The sequence below is a fragment of the Nocardiopsis sp. L17-MgMaSL7 genome (genome assembly GCF_003182025.1).
GTDB classification, from domain to species: Bacteria; Actinomycetota; Actinomycetes; order Streptosporangiales; family Streptosporangiaceae; genus Nocardiopsis; species Nocardiopsis prasina.
Map to the genome: position 1 here is coordinate 126,832 of NZ_QGTF01000010.1, position 25,666 is coordinate 152,497.

Here is a 25,666-nt window from a genome sequence, read left to right on the forward strand (position 1 = left end):
AGTGACCGTTTCGCCGACTCAGTTCCGCGGGCGGCCGAGATGAGACATGAGGGCGCGGAACCGCTGCCAGAGCTGTGGGGGTGTGTCCTCGCCCAGCGGGTACCAGAGCGTCGGTGACCAACGGGGCCCGATCACCTCTGGGGCGACCGGGCCACTCCGGGCGCGCGCGAGACCGATCTCCGAAACGGGGCCCGGACCGAGGGCCAGACCGACGGGGGTGGCGGCGCCGCCGAGCACGGGCCGGTAATGGGTGTCACCCGCACCGGGCACACGGCGCGCGGTCAGTGTCTGGAGCGTGTCGGAGAGGTCCGCGAGCAGCTCCGGCATCGCGTCGAGGGTCACGCTGCCACCCGCGACCAGGCTGGTGCGCTCCTTCACCCCGTCGAGAACACGCGAGACCTGGAGAGTCCCCGAGAAGGCCTCCCCGCTGAACACCGTGCGGGTCGGTCGGGGAACGCGTCCCCGGCAGAGGGCGGTCAACCGGTCGGGGCTCCAGGCCGAGAGGGCGGGTTCGTTGGTTCCCCAAGCAGTGGGAACTCTGTCGCACAGGAGCTTCGCGGTCTTCTCCGGGATGTCTCCGACGCGTAGGTCGTGTGCGGGGTCATGCAGGGCGTGGATGTCGACGGACCAACCGTCGGAGCCCCGCTTTCGGGCCAGAGCCGGAGGGGCCCCGTCCTGACGTGGACGGAATCCGGCTGACGTGTCCCACACGAGCGGCATGCCGGTGAGACCGTCGTAGTGATCCCCGTCCGGGCCCTCCGTCACCCAACGGGACTCAGCGGGGGACAGGACACCGCGTAGAGCGTGCGTGATCCGGGACGTGGCGGGCGTGAGGACCTGGAGTGCCCGCGAGTCACGTCCGCTGGCCGCGAGTGCGTCCGTAACCGCCGCCGACAACGTGACCACGGGGGCGTCGACGGCGATGACCCGGGCCTTCGGTGTCTCGACCAACGCGGACGGATGTTCGGCTCCACCGCTCGGAAGGTCCAGCTCCCAGTTGCGTCGAGGACCTGGGGGCCAGACGCTTCCTCCGTGGTGCTCGACCAGAGTCTCCGCGAGCCGGTGCGCAGCCTCGGCCGCACGGGGGTTGTCCGCCGGTGACCGAACATCCACCCACCAGGTGTTGTGGGTCGTCCTCTCGACTGCCTCGGGGCCGAGAATCCTGGCCACGTCGACGGTCGCCTCCACGAGTTGGGGGGCCTCCACGGAAACGAAGGGACGACCGTCCTCGTCCCGAAGCCGCACGACGGAAGCTCGGCTGGCGCCGCGGACGGTGAGGTCGGGGTGGGCGCTCTTGAGTGCGCGGATCATGCTGCGAGCCTGGGGAAGCTCCTCAGTCAGAGCGACCACGTTGTAGGTCACGGAGTGCCCTTCGGGACTCGGGGGAAGTCAGCCCTGTTCGGCTTCGGCCTTTCGAAGCTCCTCCTGGAGCCACTCGGGAATGTTCTCGGGATCCCGAGGGAACCGCTTGAGGTCTTCCACGTAGAGGTCGGGCTCCGGGGCGAACTGGTAGGTGGGTCGGTCGTCGTAGTTGAACTCGACGGTGTAGCTGCTGGGGCGTGTGATGACGTATTTCATGGAGAACCAGGTTCCCTTGCCCTCCTGGTACATGCCAGCACGGAGCCTATTTGCCATGCCAATAACCGCCGCAGGTGGGCTGATGCGCTCGGATTCTCCGTTCTCGTACTCAGCCGTCAAGCGGGCGCTGCCATACCCGGCCACCTTCATCATTTCATAGACAAGGTGCTCGCCCTTTTCTGGATGATCTCCGAGAATTAGCCCTCCGATTTCCTTGAGAATTTCCTGCTGTTGGATTGCGTCCATGTTTCCGATGGGGTGTCGTGTCATTTTTCCTACCTTAGGGGGCTGGAAGGTCGGGGAGGTTGTCGTAGGATAGTTGATCCTGTTTGATCCCGTTGAGGGACCAGTCTACTACGATCTCGGACGGAGGGGGCGGGAGTTCCTTTCCTGTCTTCGGGTCGATGATGGGCTTGAGGTTCGGGTCATGGGTGAAGGATACCTTGACATTGATGTTGGGGGGGTTGGGGCCAGCGTCGAGAATTGACTTCCACATGGCCATCTGTGCTTCATAGTTGTCCCCGAGGCCCCTCTGGAGTGCCTTGGTGTCCTTGCTGAGAAGGCCGTGCCACGTCCATTCAGCCCTGCGGAAGCTCCCCTGAATTCCGGGTAGAGTCTTTCTTTCCTGGTTGACGATGTCCAGCATCGGGACCTGGTTCAGCCGTTCGCCGGGACCTCGGAACTCGCTGGATCCGAAGATGTGACCGCCGTTCCACTGGGGACGATCCCACAGTGGGACTTCCCCTGGGTTCGGCTTCCGGCCGTGGTCCAACTCGAACTTCGCTTCGAGTTGCTCATTGAGTAGCTCGAAGTATCTGTCGCCCATGGTGTTCACGTCGGACTGCTCGTCGTTGTTTCGCTTCTGCCTGCCCGGCTCCAGGTCCCCCTCCGCGTAGACGGTCCTGCCATGTGAGTCGGTCTTGAAAACGTATTCGTTGTTTCCGACCTTGACATGGTAGGTGGCGTTAGGCCTGGGGTCCATGAGTTCGGGATGTCTCGAGTTTGGTCGTGACTCAGTCCTGATCTCGACGATGTCGCCATTCGAGTCAGTAGTATAAGATTCCCTCAGGGTCCCATCGCTGTCACGTATTTCGTATTTCTTGTTGGGCTCCACATCGAAGGTGTCGTCGAACCGCTGTTTCTTACCCGGAAGCCTGTTGTCGTCCGACAAGAGGGGGACCGTTTCCGTCGGCCTTCCGGGCGTGCTTCTGTTCGGAGTGAGGTCGCCACTGGAACTGGTGTTCCCGGTCCCGCCTCCAAGGTGGCCAGAGCCGTTGCCACCCCCTGGGGAACCTCCACTGCTGCCGCCGCGCCCGGAGGGACCGCCGTCCGGGGCGCTCGTGCTGCTTCGGCCGGTCGGGGTGTCCACGCCTGACCCACCGCTGCCCGAGCTGTTGGTGAAGGTGGAGTTGCTGGAGGCAGACGGCCCGTCACCCGTTCGCGCTCCGACGAGCTCCGGGGCCCGGATCGGATCGACGACCTCGCTGCCCTGGCGGCGGTTGATCTCCTCCAACAACATGTCGGGGTCCTCGGCGTGACGTCGGGTGTAGTCCTCGACATCACGCAGGAGGGTGTCGATTTCGGAGGCCGAGACCTGGGTGTCGATCTCGTCGTCGTTCGTCCGGTTCTGATCGTCCGGGGCCCGGTCGCTTCGCGGCTGACCGGCGTCGTCGGGGACACGAGAGGGAACCGGTGCGCCGTCAGGGGTGTTCGTTGACAGGGGGCCGTTGTCCAGGTTGCGGGCCGTGCCCCTCAGGTCGGCGATATTGGCCAACCACGCTCCGCCGGGCAGGGAGTTCCAGAACCCGCCATCACCGCCCCCGCCGCCGCTGTTGATTCGACTCAGGTTCAGATTGGACACGCCCGGCAGGTGGAAGCCCACGTCGTTGTGGAAGCTCGGGATGTCCATCGTGCCCACGTTGTTCGCCCCACGCAGACCGGTGCGCAGTCCTGCGAGGAGCATGGGCACACCTGCGGGTGCACCGACCACGGTGACGGAGAGCGCGACCCCTCCGACGATCAGGCCGACGTTGATCGCGCCCTGGGTCAGTACGTAGGCCTTGCGGTCGTCCCACTCGTCGGTGGGGACGATGCCCTGCCCCACCTCCCGGATGGCGGGGACGAAGTTGTCCACCCACTCACCGAAGTCCTCCACCCCCCACCGCTCTCCGTCGGGCTTGGAGGGGTCGTAGAACCCGGTGAGGATGGAGAGCCCTTCGAGGTTCTCGTCCATGTAGTTGGTGAAGTTGGTGCGGCCCTGCTCTCCGAAGATGGGCACGCCCCACTTCTTGTCGTGCCAGAGACCGGTGACACCGGCGACGTCCTGCGCGGCACCGACGGCGATGTCCGCGACACCGTCCCAGACGTCGACGGTCCAGTGCTTGGAGACGTTCTGGGGGTTTCCCCAGGGCATGTCCATGCCCTCGGGGATCTCACTGAAGCCGAAGGGGATCTCGTTCCCGCTGTATCCGTCCCCCTCCATCCCGTCGTACGTGGTGAAAGTGGGGCCGTCGAAGAGGGCGGTGATGGTGTTGGCGCACGCCAACTGGGCGGTGAGCCAGTCGGCGTTGGCCGTGTTGATCTCTTCGAGGAGTGCGTTGTGTTCCTCGACGAGGTCCTCGTCCTTCTGCCAGTCCTCGTCGGCGTTGATCTTGGTCCGCATCTCCGTGGCGCCGCCGCGCAGGCTGTGGAACAGGCTCTTGAAGGCTCGGACCTCTCCGGCGAAGTCGATCAGGGCGGTGGCCAGACCGTCGGTTCCGGTCTCCACCGTGTCGCCGTCGGTGGCGACCCGGTCCACAGCGGAGAGCAGCTGTTCGGACTCGGGGGCCACATAGGCACCGTCGAGCCCGCCCCAGGTGGAGACGATGTCGTTCCCACTGGTGCCGATGCTCCGGCCCGCGGATCGGATGTTGCCGGCGAACTCGGTCAGGGCGTCGGCGTCGATCTGGGGGATCAGGATCTGCGAGGGGTTGACCGCGCCGTCGCCGTAGCAGGCACTCGCGTCAAGGTCTTCGAAGAACACGTCGTTGGATGTCAAGGGGGGCTTCCTGACAATGGGGGATCAGAGGTTGGGGGCGATGTCGTCCTCGGTGACGACCATGTTCAGCCTCGTGGCCTGGGCTTCCTCCGCCATCGCGTAGTCACCGGCGAGGTAGAGTTCCGTGGCCTCAGCGCAGCCGGAGAGGGCGTTGGAGGTCCGCTTCACCATGTGGCCGCAGATGGGGGAGAAGTTCTCCATGAACAGACCGATGGCGGTGCTCACCGGCATGCTGTCGGCACATTCGGTGGCCGCGCCCTGCACCGCGGTGTCCATGTCGGAGATGTTTCCTGACAGTCCCTCACTTCCCTCCTGGTCACCGAGATGGTCCAGGACGGTGTTGAGGACGGATCCGACCGTTTCGGTCTGGATGTTCCAGGAAGAGGACACGGCGACTCCTGACGTGACGGGGGATGGGTGACGCTTCGTCCACTCGTGTTGATGGTCGCGGAGAACGGTTGGTTCGAGTTCCCTGGGTCAGGTTTGGTCTCGCAGGGCGGTCTGGACGAGGTGGACGGCGCCGCCGCGGGGCATCCACCGACCCCGGCCGGGCGGCAGCGGCGAGGCGTACACGCGCGGGAGGATCTGGCCCTCTCCACGGTCGCCGGACATCAACAGGGTGCTGCTGCCCACCTCGCGCATGGACTGGAGCAGGGGGTCGTACATGCCCCTGCTGGCACCGGCGGCGCGTCGGGCGATCACGAAGTGCAGACCGATGTCGCTCCCGTTCGACACGTAGGGCACGAAGGGGGCCAGCGGTTTCTGACCGGCCGTGGTCAGGACGTCGTAGTCGTCGGCGATGACGACGACGCGCGGACCCGAGAACGAACCGGGTTCGAGGGACTCGGCGTCGCCGTCCTGCGGGATGCGGTTCTCCAACTCCTGGGCCACGCCCTTGGACAGCCCGCCGCACACGCGTGGGTTGGTGGCGTAGCCGCCCACGTAGTCCTTCGGCACGAGGTCGCGCAGGCTGCGCCTCGGGTCCATGATCGCGAACACGAGCTCCTTGGACGAGTAGCGCTCCACCAACCCCTCCGCGATCACCCGCAGCAGGTTGGACTTGCCGCACTCGCTGTCGCCGATGACCAGGAGGTTGTGGTCCTTCCCGAACAGGTCCAGCTCGACCGGGCGCAGGGCCCGCTCGTCCAGGCCGATCGGCACGGTCTTGGGCGCCTCCTCCCCGCTCGGCAGGGCGCGCACCGAGAGAAGGTGCGGCAGCACCCGGACCTGGGGCGCCCGGGCTCCCTTCCACGCCCTGTCGACGGCGCGCACGGCGTGCTCGACGACCTCACTGATGTCCTCGGTGGAGGGTGCCCCGTCGAACCGGGGCAGGGAGGTCTGCGCGAACAGCTTCGCGCTAGTCAGGGCGCGGCCGAAGGAGTCCTCGCCGATGGTCTCGGCGAGCTTGCGGGCGATGGAGGAGTCCGAGGGGGTGTTGAGGCGCAGCTCCACCCGTTGGCCGAAGTTCGACTGCGCCGCCATCCGTACGTCGTTCCAGCGGAGCATCGCCCCCACGACGTGGATGCCGTACCCGCCGCCGCGTTGCAGCAGGTCCCCGACGATCGGCTCGATCTCCTCGAAGTCCTTGCGCAGGGACCCGTAGCCGTCCACGCACAGCACGATGTCGGCGCTGGCCAGCTCGGGGACCTCGCCGCGCGCGTGCATGCGCCTGAGCTGCTCCATCGAGTCGATGCCGCGCTCACGGAACACCTCCTCGCGGTGTCCCAGCATCCCTCGCACCTCCTCGATGGTGCGCCGCACGCGTTCGAGGTCGGTGCGCACCGCCACCCCGCCCACGTGCGGGAGTCCCGAGAGTGACTGGAGCCCGCCGCCGAGCAGGTCCAGGCAGTACACGGACACCTGCTCGGGGGTGTGGGTGAGGGCGAGGGAGAGCACCAGGGTGCGCAGGAGGGTGGTCTTGCCGCTCTGCGGGCCGCCGATGACGGCCACGTGCCCGCCGGAGGCGGTGAGGTCCAGCAGCCACTCGCCCTGCCACTGCCGGGTGGCGTCGTCCAGCAGGCCGATCGGGACGTGCAGCGCGGGGCGTTCGCCGGGCAGGCGCAGCCCGTGCTCGGTCTCCTCAGGGGCGCCCGCGATCGCGTCCAGGGTGGTGGCCGCGGGCAACGGCGGCAGCCAGATCGCCCGTGTGGGGTCGCCGTGGCGGCCGAGCTGGTTGACCAGGACGTCCAGCAGGGTGGGTCCGTTGGTCCGGGACGGCATGGAGGAGCCCTCTTCGGGCGCGGCCACGTCCTCGTCCTCGGGCGGCGGATTGTAGGCGGTGTACAGGCGGGGGGAGGGGGCCCTGTCCTCGTCCTCGTCGTCCTCGACCACCGGGCCCCGGTAGGCGCCGGACACGTATCCGGCCTTGAACCGCTGGTAGACGGTGGTGTCCACCTTCAGGTACCCGAACCCGGGCAGCGAGGGCAGGTGGAAGGCGTCCGGCGTGTTGAGGACGGTCCGGCTCTCCTCCTCGGAGAAGGTCCGCAGGCCCAGCCGGTAGGACAGGTAGGTGTCCAGACCGCGGAGCTTGCCGCCCTCGATGCGCTGGCTGGACAGCAGCAGGTGCACTCCGATGCTGCGTCCGATCCGGCCGATGGACAGGAACAGTTCGATGAAGTCCGGGCGGGCGGTGAGGAGTTCGCCGAACTCGTCGATGATCACCAGCAGGTGCGGCATCGGCGGCAGGCCGGGCTCCTTCTGGCGCTTGTGGGCGTAGTCGCCGATGTTGGGGACGTTGCCCGCGTCGCGCAGCATCTGCTGTCGGCGCTGCACCTCACCGGACAGGCTCGCGTGAACCCGCTCGATCAGCGCCGAGTCGTCCTCCAGGTTGGTGATCATCCCGGCCACGTGCGGCATGTCCTCGAACGGAGCGAAGGTGGCGCCGCCCTTGTAGTCGACCAGGACCATGCTCACCCGTTCGGGCGGGTGGGAGGCGGCCAGGGCCAGCACCAGGGTGCGCAGCATCTCGCTCTTGCCGGACCCCGTGGCGCCGACGCACAGGCCGTGCGGGCCCATACCGAGCTGCGCGGACTCCTTGAGGTCCAGTACGAGGGGCTGTCCCATCTCGTCCACGCCGATCGGTACCCGAAGGAAGGCGCGTTCGCTGCGCGGCGCCCACAGGCGCTGGACGTCCATGTTGCCCGGGTCCCGGACGCCCATCATCGCGGGGAAGTCGACGCGCCCGCCCTCCTGCGCGGTCTCCTCGACGGACTCGGGGGACAGCCGGAGCGGGGCGAGCATGCGCGCCAGACCCGTGAGGGTGGCCGGGGAGACGCGGTCCAGGGTCCCGGAGGTGACCTCGGGGGTGGTGGGCCGGAGGTCCTCGACCACGACCTCGTCCCCCTTGACGGTGACGCGCACGTTCACGTCGCTGGGTTCGTCGATCTGTCGGGACACCAGGTGCAGGACGGTGACGCCCAGGTCGGAGGGGTCGACCGTGTGGTCGGGGCGGACCAGCTCCGTGGCGACCTCCCCATGGGTGTCGTGGATGACGAGCAGGCGGCGCAGCATCTGGTAGGCCTCGCGCCGCCCCATGCCCCGGCGGACCTCGGAGGCGAAGTCGCTGCGGGAGCGCAGTTCGTCAGTGAGGAGCATCCCGAGGTCGCGGGGGGTGGGGGCGATGAGACGGGCGGCGACTCCCGCCTCGCGGCGCTGCGGGTCCAGCACCTGCGGGAACCAGAGCAGCCAGGACCACTCGTCCGCGTGCTCCTCCGGGTAGGCCACCGCGAGCCCGGCGTCCTCGGGCGCGTGGAACACACCGAACTGGGAGACCAGCGCCCGGACCAGGCGCATGACGTCCTCGCGCTCGCCGACCACGCTGATGTTGCCGGTCATGTCGAGCGGCAGGGTGAACGGCATGTCCGGGATGGTCTCGAAGCGCCGGATCACCGCCTGCGCCTCGGACTGCATGAACGGGTCGGTGGGCGTGAGGGCGGTGCCCTGCTCGGCCAGGTTGAGGGGGTGGCCGGGGGCCATGCCGGTGCCGACCCGGACCCGGAGGAAGTCGGTGTGCCTGCGGCGCCGCTCCCAGAGCCGCCGGGGGTCGCGCAGGACGTCGTAGAGGGCTTCCGGAGGGGGGTCGATCAGCCGGGCGTGCGACCGGGTCCCGTCCTCCCATTCGTTGAGGGTCTCTCGCAGCTCCTCCAGATACTGGAGGTAGAGCTCGCGCTGGTTGCGCCGCTGCCGACCCACCTGGCCGCGCCGGGAGAACAGCATGAGCAGGGCGCCGAGCAGGGCCACGCAGAGCATGACCGCTCCCAGGGCCATGAAGGCCGGGTTGCGCATGACCATCATGATCGTCAGCGACGCCATCATGCCCACCATCGGCAGGACGGTCATCAGCGGGTTCCCCTGCGACTTCCCGTCAGGGAGGGTGGGCGGGGCCTCCACCTCCCGGTGCTCCTGTTCGGGGGCCGGGTGGGTGGTACGTGTCGGCCGGTGTACGACCCGGAGGGCCATCGGCGTTCCTCTCGACTCAAGGGGAAACACGGGATTCGGTCGGGAGCGACAGAAACCCTACCGAAGTGCCGTTCGGGAGCAGGCGCGGTGTTCTGTGTGATGGACGGGGTGTGGAATCGGTTCCCCTGCGCGCGAACGGGCGTGGGTCTGGGCGGCGGCGCCCGGGCGGGGCGGCGGTCCCACCAGTCCGTGGTGTGAATCGGGTCACATGGAACTGGGTCCCGAGATGTACGCGAATACGTGTCATCCCGGATCCACTCCGTGTCCGGGCAGGTCAGCGCGGGGTCCGGGTGTCCTTTGTTCCGCGTGTGCGCCTTCTGTCCACAGGGGCGGAGAAATATGTCGCTATCGGTCCCCTGTGATGGATTATGGAGGGCGACGCCACCCGGACCATGTCCCCTTCCGGTGAGTACCGCCCCATGACCAACCCGTGCCAGGGCTCGAGGGAGCCCCGGCAGTGCCCAAGAGAAAGGGTGAAGTGATGTCCCAGGACGCGATTGACGTCGACGGCGACTCAGCCAGCGATTTGGTGATGTCCACCGAGCAGGCCCTCCAGGTGCTCGGTGCGCAGCTCACCAAACTCATGACCGCGGCGGAGCCGATGGGGCAGTCGTTCTCCGGCCAGGCCAAGGCCGACTTCGACGCACTCAACGTGCGGGCCAACGAGGTCGCGGCCGACCTCAACAGCGGGCTCGGCCGGATGAACGAGGGCCAGAACGAGTTCAGCAAGGTCATCCTCGCCGGTGACCAGGCCATGGCCGACGAGGCGCAGTCCCAGATGAGCGCGGCCAACTTCGACGCCGCCAAGTTCCGTTAGGGACCGACCGCCGCGAAGACCCTCCGTCCCCGCCCCGACCGTGAGATCCCCCAGCACCCCCGGACATCCCCCAGCACCCCCGAAGGAGTAAGGCGATGAGTGGACGCGTAGCCTACGACCCCGCGATCTCCGCGCAGGTGCAGAGCACCCTCGCGGAGGTCACCAGAGACGTCGAGGGCCTCATCGAACAGCGCGGCGTCGACGTCGCCAAGGCCATGACCTCGATCAGCGCCGGTGACGCCACCGCCCTGTACTCCGAGAAGGAGCAGAAGTGGGCCACGGCGGCCACCGAGGTCCAGGGCATCATCAAGTCCGTTGAGAAGACGCTCGCCAAGTACGACGAGATCGCGCAGGAGACGATGTCCAACGCGAAGAACGTCGTCGAGGGCATCTGACCCCTCCCCCCAGGGAGACGGAGACATCTGACGAGGAGCACCGGTGGGCCGCGACTACGACAACCAGTTGCTCGAATCCGTCGCGGTCCGTCGGCAGCGCCTGCGCGAGGCGGTGCTCTTCGGCGGTCAACGGACCAAGCGCCGCCTGGACGAGAACTTCGGCAAGATCACGATCAGCGCCTGCCTGGCCGCCGTCGCGTGTGCCGGGACGGTCGGCTGGTCGTTCGTCACCAACACCCTCAGCACACAGCGCCTGGAACGCGAACAGTCCGAGGCCGGCCCCGTGGAGAACGCCATCCCGCCGATCCCCGGTGACTGGGTCGGCGAGCAGGTCGGGTTCACCATGCTGGTCGACGAGCTGGACCGCGCCGACGTGCGGGACGACCTGTACGTCCTGCCCGGCGAACCGCGTCCGGAGCCGGGCACCGTCAGCAGCTACTACCTCGTCACCCAGGACGAGGAGGGCTTCCTGTCCGTGTCCGTCATGGACTTCGACCAGGGCCGCCCCGGCCTGGACTTCAGCAGCGAGGACGAGGTCTCCCGCTGGCTCTACCAGGAACTGGCCACCACCGAGGGCGACCCGCGCACACTGAGCAGCGCCGACGAGGCCGCCGCGGAGGAGGGCTCCGGTGAGATGAGCGAGGAGGTCCGCGCGGGACTGGAGGAACGCAACGCCGAGTCCTACCTGCACACCTTCGAACCCGGGGATCTGCTCGACTCCTTCGGCCCCGAGAGCGGACGCCACCTCTACCCCGACGGGACGCCCTTCGCCGAACGCGGGCTGGCGGACTACGTGCGGACCGACGCCGAGGGCGAGGACCTCTACCACCGCTACCGGGTCGTGCACCCGTTCCGGGTGACCGCCACCACAGCCCCCGCCCAGGGCGCGAACCCCGGCGGCGGAGTCCGCTTCACACTCGACACCGCGGGGTTCTTCGAGGTGCCGCCCGCGCCCACCCTGCGCTGGCTGATCGGTCAGGGTTACGTCGAGCGCGTCTCGGTCGACACCATCCCCGACTGATGCCTCCGCAACGCCCGGAAACACCACAGATTGGAAGTTCATGACCGCTTGGAGCCGCGTCACGCTCGTCGGCGAGGAGCGCAGGGTCGACGCGGTGCTTCCGGCGGACGAGCCCGTCGGCGCGCTCATGCCGGAGGTCCTCGACCTGCTCGGCGACGAACCCGAGAACCCGGCCCGGCTGCGCCACCTGGTGACGGCCTCCGGAGCGGTCCTGTCCGGTGAGAACACCCTGGAGGAACGGCAGATCCAGGACGGTGCCGTGCTGCGCCTGGTGCGGGACGAGGCACCGGTGCCCGCGCCCGTGGTGCATGAGGTGCCCGAGGCGGTCTCGAAGGCACTGGACGACCACGGTGGACGGTGGACCCCGGAGGCTGCCCGGTGGAGCGCGACGTTCGCGCTGGTCGCCCTCACCCTGGGTATGGCCTGGCTGGTCCACGGGTACGCGCCGGGCGGCAACGGGACTGCCGCGGTCACGGCGATCGCCGTCCTGCTCCTGGCCACCGGCGCCGCGGTCGGCCCCGCCTGGAGGGAACCTCTGGGGACCGCGCTGGCGATCAGCGGCGCGGCGGCCGGGGCTCTGGCCCTGTGGCTCGCCAGTGACCACTACGGATGGTCGGAGTGGGTCCTGTGGGGTGGGGGCGCGGGCCTGCTCTCGGGGCTGGTGCTGCTGCTCGGCCTCACCTCCGGACTGGGGCTGGGCGGCCTCGCGGGGGGCGGCGTCGGCATGGCGATGACGGCGGTGTGGACCTTCTGCCGCGTCCTCGGGCTGTCCACGGACCTCGTGGCCGTCGTGATGGCCGTGGTGTCCGTGATCTCCCTGAGCCTCCTCCTGAGGGTGGCCCTGATGATCTCCGGGCTCGCGGTCCTGGACGACCGGCGGACCTCGGGTGAGTCCGTCACCCGCGCCGACGTGCTGACCTCGGTGGCCCGGGCGCATCGCAGCCTGGTCATCGCCACCCTGGCCGTCGCCGCGGTCACCGCCGTCGCGGGCCTGGGGCTGGCCACGAACTTCACGCCCTGGACCGCCGGGCTGTCCGCGGCGCTCGCGATCGTGGTGGCCAGCCGCTCACGCCTGTTCCCGCTGATCGCGCAGAAGGCGGCGCTCGTCGCCGCCAGCCTGGTGACGCTGCTGGCCTTCCTCGTCTCCTGGGCGGAGGCCGAGCCCTGGGGTGTGTGGCCCGCGCTGGGCATCGCCGCCGCTGTCGCGGCCATTCCCATGGTGGTGCTCTCCATCAGGCAGCCCGAGCACGTGCGTGCCCGCCTGCGCGGAGTGACGAGCAGGTTCGAGGTGATCGCCGTGATCGTGATGGTGCCGTTGGCGGTCGGCGCCTTCGGGACCTTCCAACGACTGCTCACGACCTTCTGACGGGAGACGGACCATGAGTCCCAGTAAGACGGTCCACGGAGACCCCTGGCCGCGCCGGTTGGTCCGGTCAGCGCTGACGCCGTTCCGGTCGGTGTCGGAGATCGCCGACGCCATCGAGGTGCGCCAGCGTCTCCAACGCTCCAGCGCGACCGGACGGCGGATCGTCGTGGACGACCTCGGGACCGACGCGGACACCGCGGTCGTGGCCGCCCTGGTCGCTCGGGTCCTGGCCCACCACCGCCACGACCGTGTACTGGCCGTGGACGCCACCGGCAGGCTCCCGTCCCTGGACACCCGCCTGAACACCCACGTCGCGCACTCCCTGGGGGCTGGAGCCGAGTCGGGCAGCTTCGACCTGGTCAAGGAGGGCCTCGGTGAGGCGGCCGCCGGTCTGTGGACCGTCCAGGCCGCACAGGGAGACGAGGGGCTGTTCGCCTCCGGACTGCTGCCGATCTCCCGGTTCTTCGGGGTCACACTCGTGGTGGGCGGGTCGGGCGGTGCCTTCGTGGACGCTGTCGGTCGGGCCGCGCACGCCCGCATCCGGGTGGTCAGGGCGACCCGGGAGGCCGCCCGCACGGTGGGCCGCAGCATCGACGAGCTCCTCCGGGACGGTCGCCGAGACGAGGTGGACCGCAGTGTCATCGTCGTCCACGACCAGGACCGCCGAGAGGACCCGGGCTTCGACGCCGCTCGCGTCACCCGGATCATCGCCGAGAGCGGTGCCGAGACCGTCCTGCTGCGGCACGACCGCCATCTCGCCCAGGGGGCGGCCGTGGACACGCGCCGCATCGCCCACGCCACCCACCAGGCGGCGCTCCGGATCGCGGCCGAGGCGGTGAACAGAGCGGTGGAAGCTCGGCCCGTACACGCGGTAACGGCAGTGAGAGGTGAACACGCATGAACCGACACGACGGGCGGCCGAACGACCCCGAGGACGACTCTCCCTCCGGTCCGCAGGGGGAGTGGTTCGGCATGGCACCCGCGCCGTCGAGTGATCCCGCGGGTGACTCGGTGGTCGAGGCCTTCCTCTCCGGTTCCCCGGCCCCGGAGGCCTCACCCGTTCCGCTGCCTCCTCCTCCCTACCCTCCGGCCGCCACGGGGCCCCAGCCGCCTCCCGCACGTCCGCCCTCGCCAAGCGCGTCCGGGCCCCAGCACCCGCCCCTGCCTCAGGGGCCGTCTGCTCCTCGGAGCGCGCCCGGACATCAGGCCCCACCGCCCACGCCCCACGCTCGTCCGCCCATGAGCGGCCCTCAGTTTCCGCCCGCTCCGTACGCTGCACCTGGGCCTGGGTCGGGGCCGCAGTTTCCGCCTGCTCCGTATGCTTCGCCCGCTCCCGGGGCCTCACCCGAGGCTCTGGGGCCGCCTGCGCCTCCATCGACTCAGGCGGGCTCCGACACTAGGGGGGCGTCGGGGCCGCAGGTGCCTCCGCACCACTTCTCACCTGGTCCCGGGACCGGACCTCAGTTTCCGCCTGCTCCCTACGCCGCTCCTGCTCCCGCTCCCCAAGCCTCGCCCGAGTCCCCCGCATCCCAGGTGCCTCAGGCCGACTCCGGGCCTCGGGGGGCGTCTGGGCCTCAGGTGCCTCCGTACGCTGCACCTGGGTCTGGGTCGGGGCCTCAGCCCCCGCCTGCCCCGTACCCGGCTCCTGCTCCCGCTCCTCAGGTCTCACCGGAGTCCCAGGGTCCGCCCGCGCCTCCATCGACTCAGGCGGGCTGCGACACTAGGGGGGCGTCGGGGCCGCAGGTGTCTCCGCACGCGCCTGGGCCTGGGGCGGGGTCGCAGTTTCCGCCTGCTCCCTACGCCGCTCCCGCGCCCCAAGCCTCGCCCGAGTCCCCCGCATCCCAGGTGCCTCAGGCTGACTCCGGGCCTCGGGAGGCCCTCGCGCCTCAGGTGCCTCCGCACTTCTCACCTGGTCCCGGGACCGGACCTCAGATCCCTCCTGCTCCGTACGCCACACCCACGCCCGCGCCCGTGCCTCAGGCCGTGCCTGAGCCCTCCGCACCCCAGGCTGACTCCGAACCTCGGGGGGCATCAGAGCCGCTTTCACCCGGCCCCGGGTCCGGACCTCAGATCCCTCCTGCTCCGTATGCTTCGCCCGCTCCCGCGTCTCAGGCCTCACCCCAGTCCCAGGGGCCGCTCGCTCCCGTGTCTCAGGCCGACTCCGGGCCTCGGGAGGCCCCCACGCCTCAGGTGCCTCCGCACTTTTCACCCGGCCCCGGGACCGGACCGCAGTCCGCGCCACCCACTGGGCGCGCGGCCCAGGCACCTTCCGGGGCAGGGCAGCAGACCCCGCCCTCGTCACCGGTCGACACCGGATCCCAGAGTCCACCAGTGACCCCCTACCCCTCGGGAGCTCAGGGGTCGTTCGGGCCGCGGTTTCCGCCTCCTCCCTACGCGTCACGCACGCCCGAGTTCGAGTCCGGACCTCACATCCCGCAGGGGCACGCTCCACCCGCGTCGGAGTTCGCGTCCGGGCCACGGCCCGCACCATCCGTGAATCGGCCCGTGTCGGGGCCACACGCCACGTCTGGTCCCCAAGCTCCCCCCGCGCCCCAGACGCCGCGCGGGCCCGCATCGGGGCCGCAGGCCGCACCGACGTCCTGGACACCGCCGCAGCCGCAGGGCCCCGTGCCCGAAACGATGCCTCCGCCTCCGTTCGCCCACCCGAACTCGGCTCCGCAGTGGGCCCCCGCCCCTCAACCGCGGGCCAGGCCGCTCCCCGATCCGCCGGTCGAGTCCGGACCGAACCAGGGCGACGGGGATCTTCCCGTGTTCGCACCCTCGTCCTTCTCCGGGACGGGCATCCAGGCATGGACCACGGCAGTGGACCGAACAGGACCGGTACCGGGCGGGTTCGAGGCGCGGATCTCCGAGGTGAGGCCGGTCCCCACCTCGTTGGTGGGCAGGCTGCTCTTCCGGGTCAGCTTCGGACTGATCGGCGGCGGGAGAGACCGCTGACATGACGGAGGGCGCGCCCACCTCCCCTGTGTGAGCGCGCCCCCGGGCGCCGACTGGCGGCGCCTTTTCCCGTTCGACAGCCTCGCGGGCCGCCCTCTCGTGGGGGCCAGATGACCCTGGCGCGTCGAACGGTGCCGACCGCCCCGCGAACGCCCCCTCAGACGTGCGCGGCGGTCGGCGGCCGCTTCGGACCCGGCCCTCTCCCCTCTGGAAGGGCGTGCGGACCGAAGCGGCGTCGGAGGGTCATTCGTCGCGGACGGGCCCGCCCAGACCGTCGATCAGGGCGGCCGCCTCGCGGTGGGTCGCGGGCAACGGCACCGACCACACGGCCGCGCCGTGCTCCCAGCCGATCCCCGAGCGCAGCTCGTCGATCTCGGTCCCGAGCACGGGCACCTCCCGGGCCACCACCGCGATCCTGGCCCGGCTGACCAGGCACACCGACTCGCCTCGGGTGAAGAAGCGGTTCAGCTCGTGCCCGAGCACGATCAGCCGGGCCGCGCGCCGCCACGGGTCGAGGGTGGGGTCCAGCGCCAGCACCACGAGTCGGTGATCGAACGCGGCCGGGACCGTCTCCTCCACGCTCCGGTACAGCTCGCGGATGCGCGTGCGCAGGTACGCCTCGTTGGCCAGGCCGGTGAGCGGGTCCTGGCAGGTGTCGCGGCCCCGGCCCCCCTCGACCCAGCCGTCGGCCAACGCGCGGACCAGGTCGAGCGGGAGGCGGTCCCAGCCCACGACCTCGCGGAAGGCGTCGAGGTCGGCCAGCGCCCGACCGATCCCCACCCCCGAACGGGCCCGGGCCTCCCCGAGCCGCGAGCAGGGTTCGGTGAGGTCGCTTCCGGTGGTGTGCGCCTCACAGACGGCGTCCACGGAGGGCGTCCACCAGTCCTCGGCCGGGTTCCATCCCCGCTCACCGCTCCGGCGCCCCCACGGCGCCCGCAGCTCCCGGGCACGGTGAACCACACGGCCCCGCGTTCCGGTTCCCACTTCGGTCTCGCCCACGGCATCGCTCCCGGTCGTTGTTTGGCCAGGTGAACGAAGGTGGGCCCGCGCCCCCGCGGCGGGTCCCCCTCGTTCGCCCTCACCCCAATCACGGAGATCGGTAGCGGCTATGACGCGGATACGAGATATTTTTTCCGAGCACGTGATTCTCCGACGCCGAACTCCTGCTTCCCGTACCGCGGATCCGGCTCGCGGCGGGGGGACAAGGGACAACGAGGGAAAGGGCGCTGGGTGACCGACGCGGACGGAGAGCACACCGAGACACTCATCGGTGACGCGGAGATCATCGATCGGGTGAAGGCCGGTGACAACGCCGCCTACGGCACTCTCTACGAACGCCACGCGGGGGCCGCCCGGGGCCTCGCCCGCCAGCTTCTGCGTGGTGAGGCCGAGGTCGAGGACGCGGTCGCCGAGGCGTTCACCAAGGTGCTCAGCGTCATCCAGCGCGGCGGCGGACCCAGCGACGCCTTCCGCCCCTACCTGCTCACGGCGGTCCGCAACGCCGCCTACGACCGGGGCCGAGGGGACAGACGCCAGGTCGTCACCGACGACATGGAGAGCTACGACTCCGGTGAACCCTTCGTGGACCCCGCCCTGGAGGGCCTCGAACGCTCGCTGATCGCCCGGGCCTTCCTCTCGCTGCCCGAACGCTGGCAGTCCGTGCTGTGGCACACGGAGATCGAGGGGGTCAAGCCCGCCGAGGCGGCCACCATCCTCGGGATGAACGCCAACGGTGTGGCCGCCCTCGCCTACCGGGCGCGCGAGGGCCTGCGCCAGGCCTACCTCCAGATGCACCTGGCGGGCGGGGGAGCGGCCGAGGCGTGCCGCCCCACCCTGGCGCTGCTCGGCGCCTACGTGCGAGGCGGGTTGTCCAAGCGCGACACCACCAAGGTCGACCGCCACATGGACGACTGCGGGGACTGCCGCGAGGTGTACGCGGAACTCATGGACGTCAACGTCGGCCTGCGCGGGATCGTGCTTCCGATGGTCGTCGGCTTCGGCGCCACGGGGTACCTCGCCGCGACCCCGGGCGGTGTCGCGACCGGAGCCTGGTGGAACCGGATGTCCCGGCGTCAGCAGCAGGTCTCGGCGGGGGCCGCCGCTGCGGCGGGTGTGGCCGTCGCGGTGGCGCTGGCCCTGGTGGGAGGCGAGGGGGCGCCGCCCACCGATCCCCCTCCGGTGGCCGCCCCCCAGGAGGACCCCCCGGCGGTCGGGGCGCCCGGGACCCCCGACGATCCTCCCGCCCAGGACCCGGCCGCCCCCGAGGACCCCGCGGACCCGGCCGCGCCGGAACCCGAACCGGCACCGCTTCCCGTGCCCTCGGTGCCCGCCGATGTCCCGGCCGCGCCGGAACCGCCCCCCGGGACTCCGCCGCCGCCCCCGGAGGCCCCGGAGGACGCCCCGGCCGCGCCGGAACCCGAGGAACCGGAGGAGCCCGGGCCGGAGTTCGCGGCGGGCATCGACCCGGTCGGCGCCCTGGTGCCGGGCAGCGACGGGATCATGGTCCTGGACGTGCTCAACGTGGGCGCGGCCACCGCCGGCGACGTGGTCGCCGCCATCACCCTGCCGCCCGGGGTGGAGATGATCTCCTCCGGTGGCGCCGGGAACGCCGTCCCCATGGCCGCCGGGAACGGGGACTGGGGTTGCTCGACGGGCAGCGGCGGCGGCGAGTGCGTGCGCACCGGAATGGGGGAGGGGGAGAACAGCACCCAGTTCCTCGACGTCCGGGTGGCCGCAGACGCCGACGTGGACGTCCCCGCCAGCGTGGTGATCTCCTCGGGTGAGGTCAGATTCGAGGCGGTCGGCGAACGAGGGGTGACCCCGGACGGGATCGCCGCCCGCTACGCCACCGCCGGGCAGGTACGCACCGAAGCCGTCGGGAACGCCCTCCTGACCTGCACCGAGCCCGACCCCCCGAAGGGTGGATGGCCCTGGCCGTGGTGGGGTTGGCCGGGAGGCGGCTCGTTGGAGCTTCCGGACGAGGGCGCTGTGGTCCCGCCGGAGGAAGGCGTGGCCACCCCTCCCGCTGAAGCGGACCTGCGCCGCGCGCCCGCCGACGTCACCCCCGTCTCCCCCGAACTCGGCGGGGGGATCGGTGACCTCCTGGGTGAGGGCGGGGACCCGAGCGGCGCACCGGAGGAGTCCGACGACGACACGGACGGCGGAACCGACGGAAGGGACGAGCCTGAGGACGGGGCCGGTGACGACGCGACGGAGGAGGCTCCCGAGTCCCCGGAACCCGTCGAACCCCCTGAGGACGGGTACGCCGAGGAGGAAGAGGAAGAGGAAGAGGAAGAGGAGGAGGCCCCGGGGGTCTGCGCCGACGCCCGCCAACGGATCGGCGACCGGCTCGACAACGACAACTGGGTGATGGCCCCGCTCGACCGCGACGAGGACCCCACCACCACCTCCTCCAGCTCCGCCACCTGGGAGCTCCCCGAGGGCGGATCGGTGCGCTGGGCCGGACTGTACTTCTCGGCCGCGGGGGAGCCGAGCGCCCCCACCGCGCGGGTCAAGGGTCCCGGAATGGTCTCCTACACCACCGTCACCGCGACCGACACCCGTGCGGCCGACCTGCCGGGCTACCGCGCCTACCAGGCCTTCGCCGACGTCACCGGACTGGTGCGGTCGGCCGGGGGCGGCGAGTGGTGGGTCGGCGACATCCCCGCACGCGAGGGCAGGGGCGTCCACGCCGGGTGGAGTCTGGTGGTGGTCGTGGAGGACCCGTCGGTGGAGGGCTACCACCAGGCGATGGTGCTGGACGAGACCAGCGCGGTCTTCCAGGACGAGGCGGGGGCGCGCTTCCCGGTGTCCGGTCTGCTGCCGGAGTCGGTCCCGGCCCGGTTCGACGTGGTGGCCTGGGAGGGCGACGCCGACCTCGCCGGTGACCGGGTGACCGTGGGCGGGACCCCGGCCGCGCCGATCAGCGGACACGGGAGCGCCGACAACGCCTTCGTGAGTTCCTCGCGCGGGGCGGTGGGCGATCCGATGACGTTCGGGACCGACGTGGTCCGATTCGACGCGGTACTCGGGCGCGAAACGGATATCCGAATCCCGTCGGGTCAGGACGCCGTGTTGGTGGGGGTCGTCGCCCTCACCGCGCCGATGCGTACCTGAGGTCGGTGGCCGGGATGCCCCTTCCGTGGCCCTTCCGGGCCTGGTGGGGCATCCGGAGGACCGGGCACGACCCCGAAGGGCCTCCTGTGCGTAGCAAGTTAGTAACTGTAAGTATTCGTCGATGGCACGCAAAACGAGACAGACTTGGCTAGGCTGTGCCCCGGTCATGGATATGGCCCCAGAGATCGACAGGGAAGGGGGCGGTGTCACGTGGACCGCTGCGCGTTGTTCGTCGACGCGGGATACCTTCTCGCCGACGGTGCGATGGCCGTGCACGGAACCCGTAACCGGGACTCCGTCGCCTGGGACTACTCCGGTCTCGTCCAGTTCCTCAACGAGGTGGCACGGGACCGGACGGGGCTGCCGCTCCTGCGCTGCTACTGGTACGAGGCGGTCGCCGACGACCGGCGGGCCCAGGAACAGGACAGCATCGCCGACATCCCCGGGATCAAGTTCCGGGCCGCCCGGATACGGCCGGGACGTCGTGAAGGCGTGGAGAGCTACGTCCAACGGGACCTCACCACCCTGGCCCGTACCGGTGTCCTGTCCGACGCTGTCCTGGTCAGCGGTGACGAGGACATGGCGCCCGTGGTCGCCGACGTCCAGGACATGGGTGTGCGCGTCACCGTCGTGCACATCTCGGTGGAGGGCAACTGGACCATCTCCCGTGCCCTGCGCCGGGAGAGCGACGACCTCATCGAGATCGGCGCCGGACACCTGCGCCCCCACGTGAACCTCCTGTCCGGTGGCGGCTCCACACAGGAGACCGCCGCCAAGACGACCACCCCCTTCGCCAACGGCCGCAGCCGGTCCGCCCCCGAGGCGCCGCGCCAGCCCGAGACCCCCCAGCCGCGACAGCCCGCGGCCCCTCCGACCAGCTCCAACCGGGGCGAGACGGTCAACACCTCCACCGGCGGACTCGAGGCGATGTTCGCGGGCACCGGCGGACAGCCCGTGCCCCAGGGCAGCGCCATGGAGCAGCTGCGTGCGATGCGCCGCTCGATAGCGCAGCAGCGCGGCGTCGACCACCTGGCCGGGCCCGGCGCGGAGAGCGCCTCCTCCGGTGGCATCGACGCGAACGGCTTCCCCTCTGGGGGGCAGGCCCCGCCCGGGGTGAACGGCAACGGTTCCTACCCCGGTGCCTCCGGCGCGCACCCCGCCCCCAACGTCCACGCGGCGCAGAACGGGCACGGACCCAACGGTCAGGGCGGCTACCCGCCCTCCGGGACCGGCGGACACCCGTCCATGCGCGGGGTGGAGCAGGGCGGTTACGGCCTCCAGGGCAGACCGGGACAGGGGCAGCAGCCGGGGCAGCAGATGCCCGGCGCCCAGCCCGGGTTCACCAACGGGACCGGGCCGCAGCCGTCCTTCAACGGGACGGGACCGCAGCGGTCCTTCGACGCGGGGACCGGCCCCCAGGCCTCGTTCGCCGACTTCCAGCAGGGGCCACCGCAGAGAAACTCACCTCCGCCCGGCCCGGACCTGAGGTTCGGCCCAGGTGACGAACCAGGCTTCGGAGGTGGGGCGGACACAAACCCTACCTATGGGACCAGTACGGCAACTGACGCCGCTCGCCGCGGTGGCGCCGCCCCCGGTTTCGGGGAACGGCGACCTACTGGTCCCGAGTACGACAGCCGGTTCGGTTCGGCTGGATACCAGGAATCCAACCCTAGTCCTGGATATACCCAACAGACGGGCTCCAGCGCGCATACCGTTGATGACGCGGTGCATGTCGCGCACAAGGAAGGGAACGACTTCGCGGAGTCGATCGCTCGTGAGGCGCCCGCCCTGTGGGTGGAGGCCGTCCTGGCTCGTAGGCCGAGGATGCCCTCCGACCTGGAGGCGAGGCTGCTCCAGGGTTCCTCACTCCCGATCGACCACCTGTTGCGCGACGAGGTCCGTGACGGACTGCGCCAGGGGTTCTGGCAGGCACTGGAGCGTGCCAGGCCCTGACCGGCGCGCGCGAGTGCGAGTAGGGGATGGGGGCGATGCGGTTGACCCAAGTGACGACGGCAGAACTCGACCGGTTGGAATTCCACGCCGTCCGGTCGGGTGAACACAGCCGGATCGCCGCCCAGCTGCTCGACCTGGCCAACCGGGTCGACGCGGGGAGCGAGGTGACCCGGGCGGAGCTGTTCGTACGCGCCGGCGAGCAGTGGGAGATCGCCCAGGAGTTCGAGCGGGCCTGCGCCGCCTACCAGCGGGCCATGGACGACGGCGGCCCGACCGTGGTCGACGCGCACGCGCTGAGCGCGGGGGCGCTGCTCCAGCTGGACGAGCGCGACCTCGCCTACGAGCACCTGAAGCGGCTGGAGAAGGGGGCCCAGCCCGGACTCCAGACCCACATCCACGTGGCCGAGGCCCTCTACGCCCACGACGACCTGGAGGGCGCGGAGCGCTGGGCCACCTCGGGCGCGCGCTGGTTCGAGAACCGCAACCTGTCCGCCTACGCCCGGGACCTGTTCGACGAGCTCCTTCGCATCCGCTTCCGGATCCGCACGGACCTCGGCCTGCCCGAGGACGACCTGGACATGCTCCTGGACTTCTGACCGGCCGCGTGGTCGCGGCCCGCGTGCCAGCGCGTGCCCCGGGGTACGGCGCGCCGTGCGGCCCGGCGACACCCCCGGGAAGTGAGCTTTCTGACGCGCCCCCGATCCGGCCCCGACCGGGGGCGCGATCGGCCGTCTCCGGACTCCCAGGGTCCGTTTCCCGCAGCCACACCGACCAGGTACGCCAGGTTCGGTCGTCAATCCAGGGTCGCGCGAACCCTTCTCCGGCGTATCCGCACGGCCCTGTGGCCGATCTCCGGGAGTCGGGCGGACACGCGCGCCCCGCCGACGTTCTAGGCTGGGTCACCGACCCTCCGCGAAGGCCCTCGAACCGGCCGGAGACGCCCTGTCACAGGGCGCCCGTGGGGCACTCATACCACGCTCCAGGCGTGTGTTCGACATCCGTCGAAGAATCCGAGAAATCAGCGACACGCCATCATCTTGCGGTGTTCCAAGGTGGCACCCCCTAGATGTAGTATCGGGACCCGTTGGTGGTTCACCGGGGTTCCCTCCCTGGTGAAGCAGACGGGAACGACGACCGCCACACGCGACGAGGCCCCACGGGGCCCCGGGAAGCGGAGGTTGAGTAGGTCACCCGCGGGTCCCAGGACCCGCCATCAGCAACGCAGACGAGGGGGCTTCGAGGGGAGTCGCCGCGCCCCGCCGGTCGCGGGTCCATCCGCATCCGGTGCGGTGGGCCGCCGGTGCGAGCCGCGCGTCTGCTACTCGTGAACCCCGTTCCCCGCCGGGACTCTTCTTTACCGAGGTTGGAGCCGCTGTATGACCCTTGACGTCGAGGCCGTGCCCGCATCCGTTCGGCCCGCGCCGACCAACGGCGGTGGCGCCCCCGCCGCCATCGACCGGATCGAGCACGTCGTAACCGAGGCCTGTGCGCGGCTCACCGGTGTTTCGGCGGCCAAGGTCCTCACCGAGGCGCGTCGGGGCTTCTACCCCGGGATCGCGGACTCCGAGGTCGAGCTCGCCCTGGTCATGGCCGCCCGCAGCTACGTGGAGGTCGACCCGAACTACTCGTACGTGGCCGCCCGCCTGCTGCTCGACAAGCTCCGCACCGAGGCTCTCAGCTTCGTCAGCGGCGCCGCCGAGACCGCCACCCAGTCCGACATGGACGACCGCTACGCCAGCTACCTGGCCGCCTACGTCGGCCGCGGCATCGACCTCGGTCAGCTGGACCCGGCGCTGGCCCAGTTCGACCTGGAGCGCCTGGGCAAGGCCCTGCACGCCGACCGCGACGAGCAGTTCACCTTCCTCGGCCTCCAGACCCTGTACGACCGCTACTTCCTGCACAGCGACGACGTCCGCTACGAGCTCCCGCAGGCGTTCTTCATGCGCGTCGCGATGGGCCTGGCGCTGAACGAGGACGACCGCGAGGCCCGCGCCATCGAGTTCTACGAGCTGCTGAGCTCGTTCGACTTCATGGCCTCCACGCCCACCCTGTTCAACTCGGGCACGGTCCGCGCGCAGCTGTCGTCCTGCTTCCTCACCACGGTCGGCGACGACCTGCACGACATCTTCCACGGCATCAGCAACAACGCGATGCTGTCCAAGTACTCGGGCGGTCTGGGCAACGACTGGACCCCGGTCCGCGGCCTCGGTTCCCACATCAAGGGCACCAACGGCAAGAGCCAGGGCGTCGTCCCGTTCCTGAAGATCGCCAACGACACCGCGGTCGCGGTCAACCAGGGCGGCAAGCGCAAGGGCGCGGTCTGCGCCTACCTGGAGACCTGGCACATCGACATCGAGGAGTTCCTCGACCTCCGGAAGAACACCGGTGACGAGCGCCGCCGCACCCACGACATGAACACCGCGAACTGGGTTCCGGACCTGTTCATGAAGCGCGTGGAGGAGCAGGGCACCTGGACCCTGTTCTCCCCGGACGAGGTCCCCGACCTGCACGACAAGTACGGCAAGGACTTCGTCGAGGCCTACGAGAAGTACGAGGCCGACGCCGAGGCCGGCCGCATCAAGGTCTCCAAGAAGATGCCCGCCGTGGACCTGTGGCGCCGCATGCTCACCATGCTGTTCGAGACCGGCCACCCGTGGATCACCTTCAAGGACCCGTCGAACCTGCGCTCGCCGCAGCAGCACAACGGCGTGGTGCACTCCTCCAACCTGTGCACCGAGATCACGCTGAACACCAGCAAGGACGAGGTCGCGGTCTGCAACCTCGGCTCGGTGAACCTGCCCCAGCACGTGGGCCCGAACGGCATGGACGTCGAGCGCCTGCGCCGCACCGTCCGCACCGCCGTGCGCATGCTCGACAACGTCATCGACGTGAACTTCTACACGATCCCCGAGGCGCGCCGCGCGAACATGCGCCACCGCCCGGTCGGCCTGGGCCTCATGGGCTTCCAGGACGCGCTGTTCAAGATCCGCACGCCGTTCGCCTCCGAGGGCGCGGTGACCTTCGCGGACGAGAGCATGGAGCTGATCAGCTACTACGCCATCGAGGCGTCCATGGAGCTGGCCAAGGAGCGCGGCGCGTACGAGAGCTTCGACGGCTCGCTGTGGAGCAAGGGCGTCCTGCCCATCGACTCCCTGCGCCTGCTCGCCGACTCCCGTGGCGGCGACCTCGACATGGACCGTGGCGAGACCCTGGACTGGGACTCCCTGCGTGAGCGCGTGAAGACCACCGGGATGCGCAACTCCAACGTCATGGCGATCGCGCCCACCGCGACCATCGCCAACATCACCGGCGTCAGCCAGTCGATCGAGCCGGTCTACCGGAACCTGTTCGTCAAGTCGAACATGTCCGGCGACTTCACCGTCGTCAACGACTACCTGGTCCGCGACCTCAAGGAGCGCGGTCTCTGGGACGAGGACATGGTGTCGGCGCTCAAGATGCACGACGGCAGCCTCGGCGACATCGACCGCGTGCCGGACGACCTGAAGGCCCTGTACGCCACGGCGTTCGAGGTCGACCCCAACTGGCTGGTGGACGCCGGTTCGCGCCGCCAGAAGTGGATCGACCAGGCCCAGTCGCTCAACCTGTACATGGGCGCCCCCAGCGGCAGGAAGCTGGACGCCCTGTACCGCCGCGCCTGGCGCTCCGGTCTCAAGACCACCTACTACCTGCGCTCGCAGAGCGCCACCCACGTGGAGAAGAGCACGCTCAAGGGCACGGACGGCCGCCTCAACGCGGTCGCCTCCACCCCGGCCGCCCCCGCGGCGGCCCCGGCTCCCAGCCCCGTCGCGAGCCCGGCTCCCAGCCCGGCCCCGGTGGCCGAGCCGGTGGCGCCCGAGCCCGAGGACGAGTTCGAGATCGTCGACGGCCAGGCGTGCAGCATCGAGGACCCCGAGTGCGAGGCCTGCCAGTAGCGAGGGACCCCGGGGCGCCCGCGACACCCGCGGGC

At 70.2% G+C, this 25,666-nt stretch carries 16 protein-coding genes; 10 read left to right on the forward strand and 6 right to left on the reverse strand.

The annotated features are described in order from the left end of the window. Positions 1-18 precede the first annotated feature (18 nt). The 5 genes from BDW27_RS18735 to eccCa all read right to left on the reverse strand — a co-directional run bounded on the left by BDW27_RS18735 (position 19) and on the right by eccCa (position 9,073). The gene (locus tag BDW27_RS18735) at positions 19-1,362 is read right to left on the reverse strand and encodes a DUF6177 family protein (RefSeq protein ID WP_110050630.1); all 1,344 of its coding nucleotides are present in this window, start codon (positions 1,360-1,362) and stop codon (positions 19-21) included. Positions 1,363-1,389: 27 nt separating this feature from the next. Then, positions 1,390-1,848, reverse strand: coding sequence for a hypothetical protein (locus BDW27_RS27845; RefSeq protein WP_146223279.1), 459 nt, complete (start codon positions 1,846-1,848; stop codon positions 1,390-1,392). Between the two features lie 10 nt (positions 1,849-1,858). Continuing rightward, entirely contained in the window at positions 1,859-4,408 is a 2,550-nt protein-coding gene (locus tag BDW27_RS18745) for a hypothetical protein (protein ID WP_146223280.1), read from the reverse strand. Between the two features lie 231 nt (positions 4,409-4,639). After that, positions 4,640-5,005 (reverse strand): DUF6507 family protein, encoded by a 366-nt coding sequence (locus BDW27_RS18750; protein ID WP_110050635.1) that lies wholly within the window; start codon positions 5,003-5,005, stop codon positions 4,640-4,642. Between the two features lie 87 nt (positions 5,006-5,092). Then, positions 5,093-9,073 carry a type VII secretion protein EccCa gene (gene eccCa, locus BDW27_RS18755; RefSeq protein ID WP_110050637.1) on the reverse strand — a complete coding sequence of 1,327 codons (3,981 nt, stop codon included), beginning with the start codon at positions 9,071-9,073 and terminating at the stop codon, positions 5,093-5,095. Between the two features lie 481 nt (positions 9,074-9,554). Here eccCa and BDW27_RS18760 point away from each other — a divergent pair, with 481 nt between their 5' ends. From BDW27_RS18760 to BDW27_RS27140, 6 genes are all read left to right on the forward strand, one after another. Next, complete coding sequence (locus tag BDW27_RS18760; RefSeq protein WP_110050639.1) at positions 9,555-9,890, forward strand: hypothetical protein; 336 nt, start codon at positions 9,555-9,557, stop codon at positions 9,888-9,890. A 95-nt stretch (positions 9,891-9,985) separates the two neighbouring features. Further along, positions 9,986-10,285 carry a hypothetical protein gene (locus BDW27_RS18765; RefSeq protein ID WP_110050641.1) on the forward strand — a complete coding sequence of 100 codons (300 nt, stop codon included), beginning with the start codon at positions 9,986-9,988 and terminating at the stop codon, positions 10,283-10,285. Between the two features lie 43 nt (positions 10,286-10,328). After that, positions 10,329-11,306, forward strand: coding sequence for a TNT domain-containing protein (locus BDW27_RS18770; RefSeq protein ID WP_110050643.1), 978 nt, complete (start codon positions 10,329-10,331; stop codon positions 11,304-11,306). Between the two features lie 40 nt (positions 11,307-11,346). Next, positions 11,347-12,672, forward strand: a complete 1,326-nt coding sequence (gene eccD, locus BDW27_RS18775; RefSeq protein WP_110050644.1) for a type VII secretion integral membrane protein EccD — start codon at positions 11,347-11,349, stop codon at positions 12,670-12,672. Between the two features lie 13 nt (positions 12,673-12,685). Further along, entirely contained in the window at positions 12,686-13,573 is an 888-nt protein-coding gene (locus tag BDW27_RS18780) for an ATPase (RefSeq protein WP_110050646.1), read from the forward strand. A gap of 1,868 nt (positions 13,574-15,441) precedes the next feature. Further along, positions 15,442-15,630 carry a hypothetical protein gene (locus BDW27_RS27140; RefSeq protein ID WP_146223281.1) on the forward strand — a complete coding sequence of 63 codons (189 nt, stop codon included), beginning with the start codon at positions 15,442-15,444 and terminating at the stop codon, positions 15,628-15,630. A 243-nt stretch (positions 15,631-15,873) separates the two neighbouring features. Here the strand turns inward: BDW27_RS27140 and BDW27_RS18785 are convergent, their stop codons facing one another. After that, entirely contained in the window at positions 15,874-16,629 is a 756-nt protein-coding gene (locus tag BDW27_RS18785) for a hypothetical protein (protein ID WP_017544412.1), read from the reverse strand. Positions 16,630-16,860: 231 nt separating this feature from the next. Between BDW27_RS18785 and BDW27_RS18790 the strand changes: the two genes are divergently transcribed. The 4 genes from BDW27_RS18790 to BDW27_RS18805 all read left to right on the forward strand — a co-directional run bounded on the left by BDW27_RS18790 (position 16,861) and on the right by BDW27_RS18805 (position 25,631). Next, entirely contained in the window at positions 16,861-19,746 is a 2,886-nt protein-coding gene (locus BDW27_RS18790) for a sigma-70 family RNA polymerase sigma factor (protein ID WP_110050648.1), read from the forward strand. Between the two features lie 210 nt (positions 19,747-19,956). Beyond that, positions 19,957-21,699 (forward strand): NYN domain-containing protein, encoded by a 1,743-nt coding sequence (locus BDW27_RS18795; RefSeq protein ID WP_110050650.1) that lies wholly within the window; start codon positions 19,957-19,959, stop codon positions 21,697-21,699. A gap of 26 nt (positions 21,700-21,725) precedes the next feature. Continuing rightward, a complete protein-coding gene (locus BDW27_RS18800; protein WP_026129225.1) occupies positions 21,726-22,295 on the forward strand; it encodes a hypothetical protein in 570 nt (189 codons plus the stop codon). A gap of 780 nt (positions 22,296-23,075) precedes the next feature. After that, the gene (locus BDW27_RS18805) at positions 23,076-25,631 is read left to right on the forward strand and encodes a ribonucleoside-diphosphate reductase subunit alpha (RefSeq protein ID WP_110050652.1); all 2,556 of its coding nucleotides are present in this window, start codon (positions 23,076-23,078) and stop codon (positions 25,629-25,631) included. The last annotated feature ends 35 nt before the right edge of the window (positions 25,632-25,666 follow it).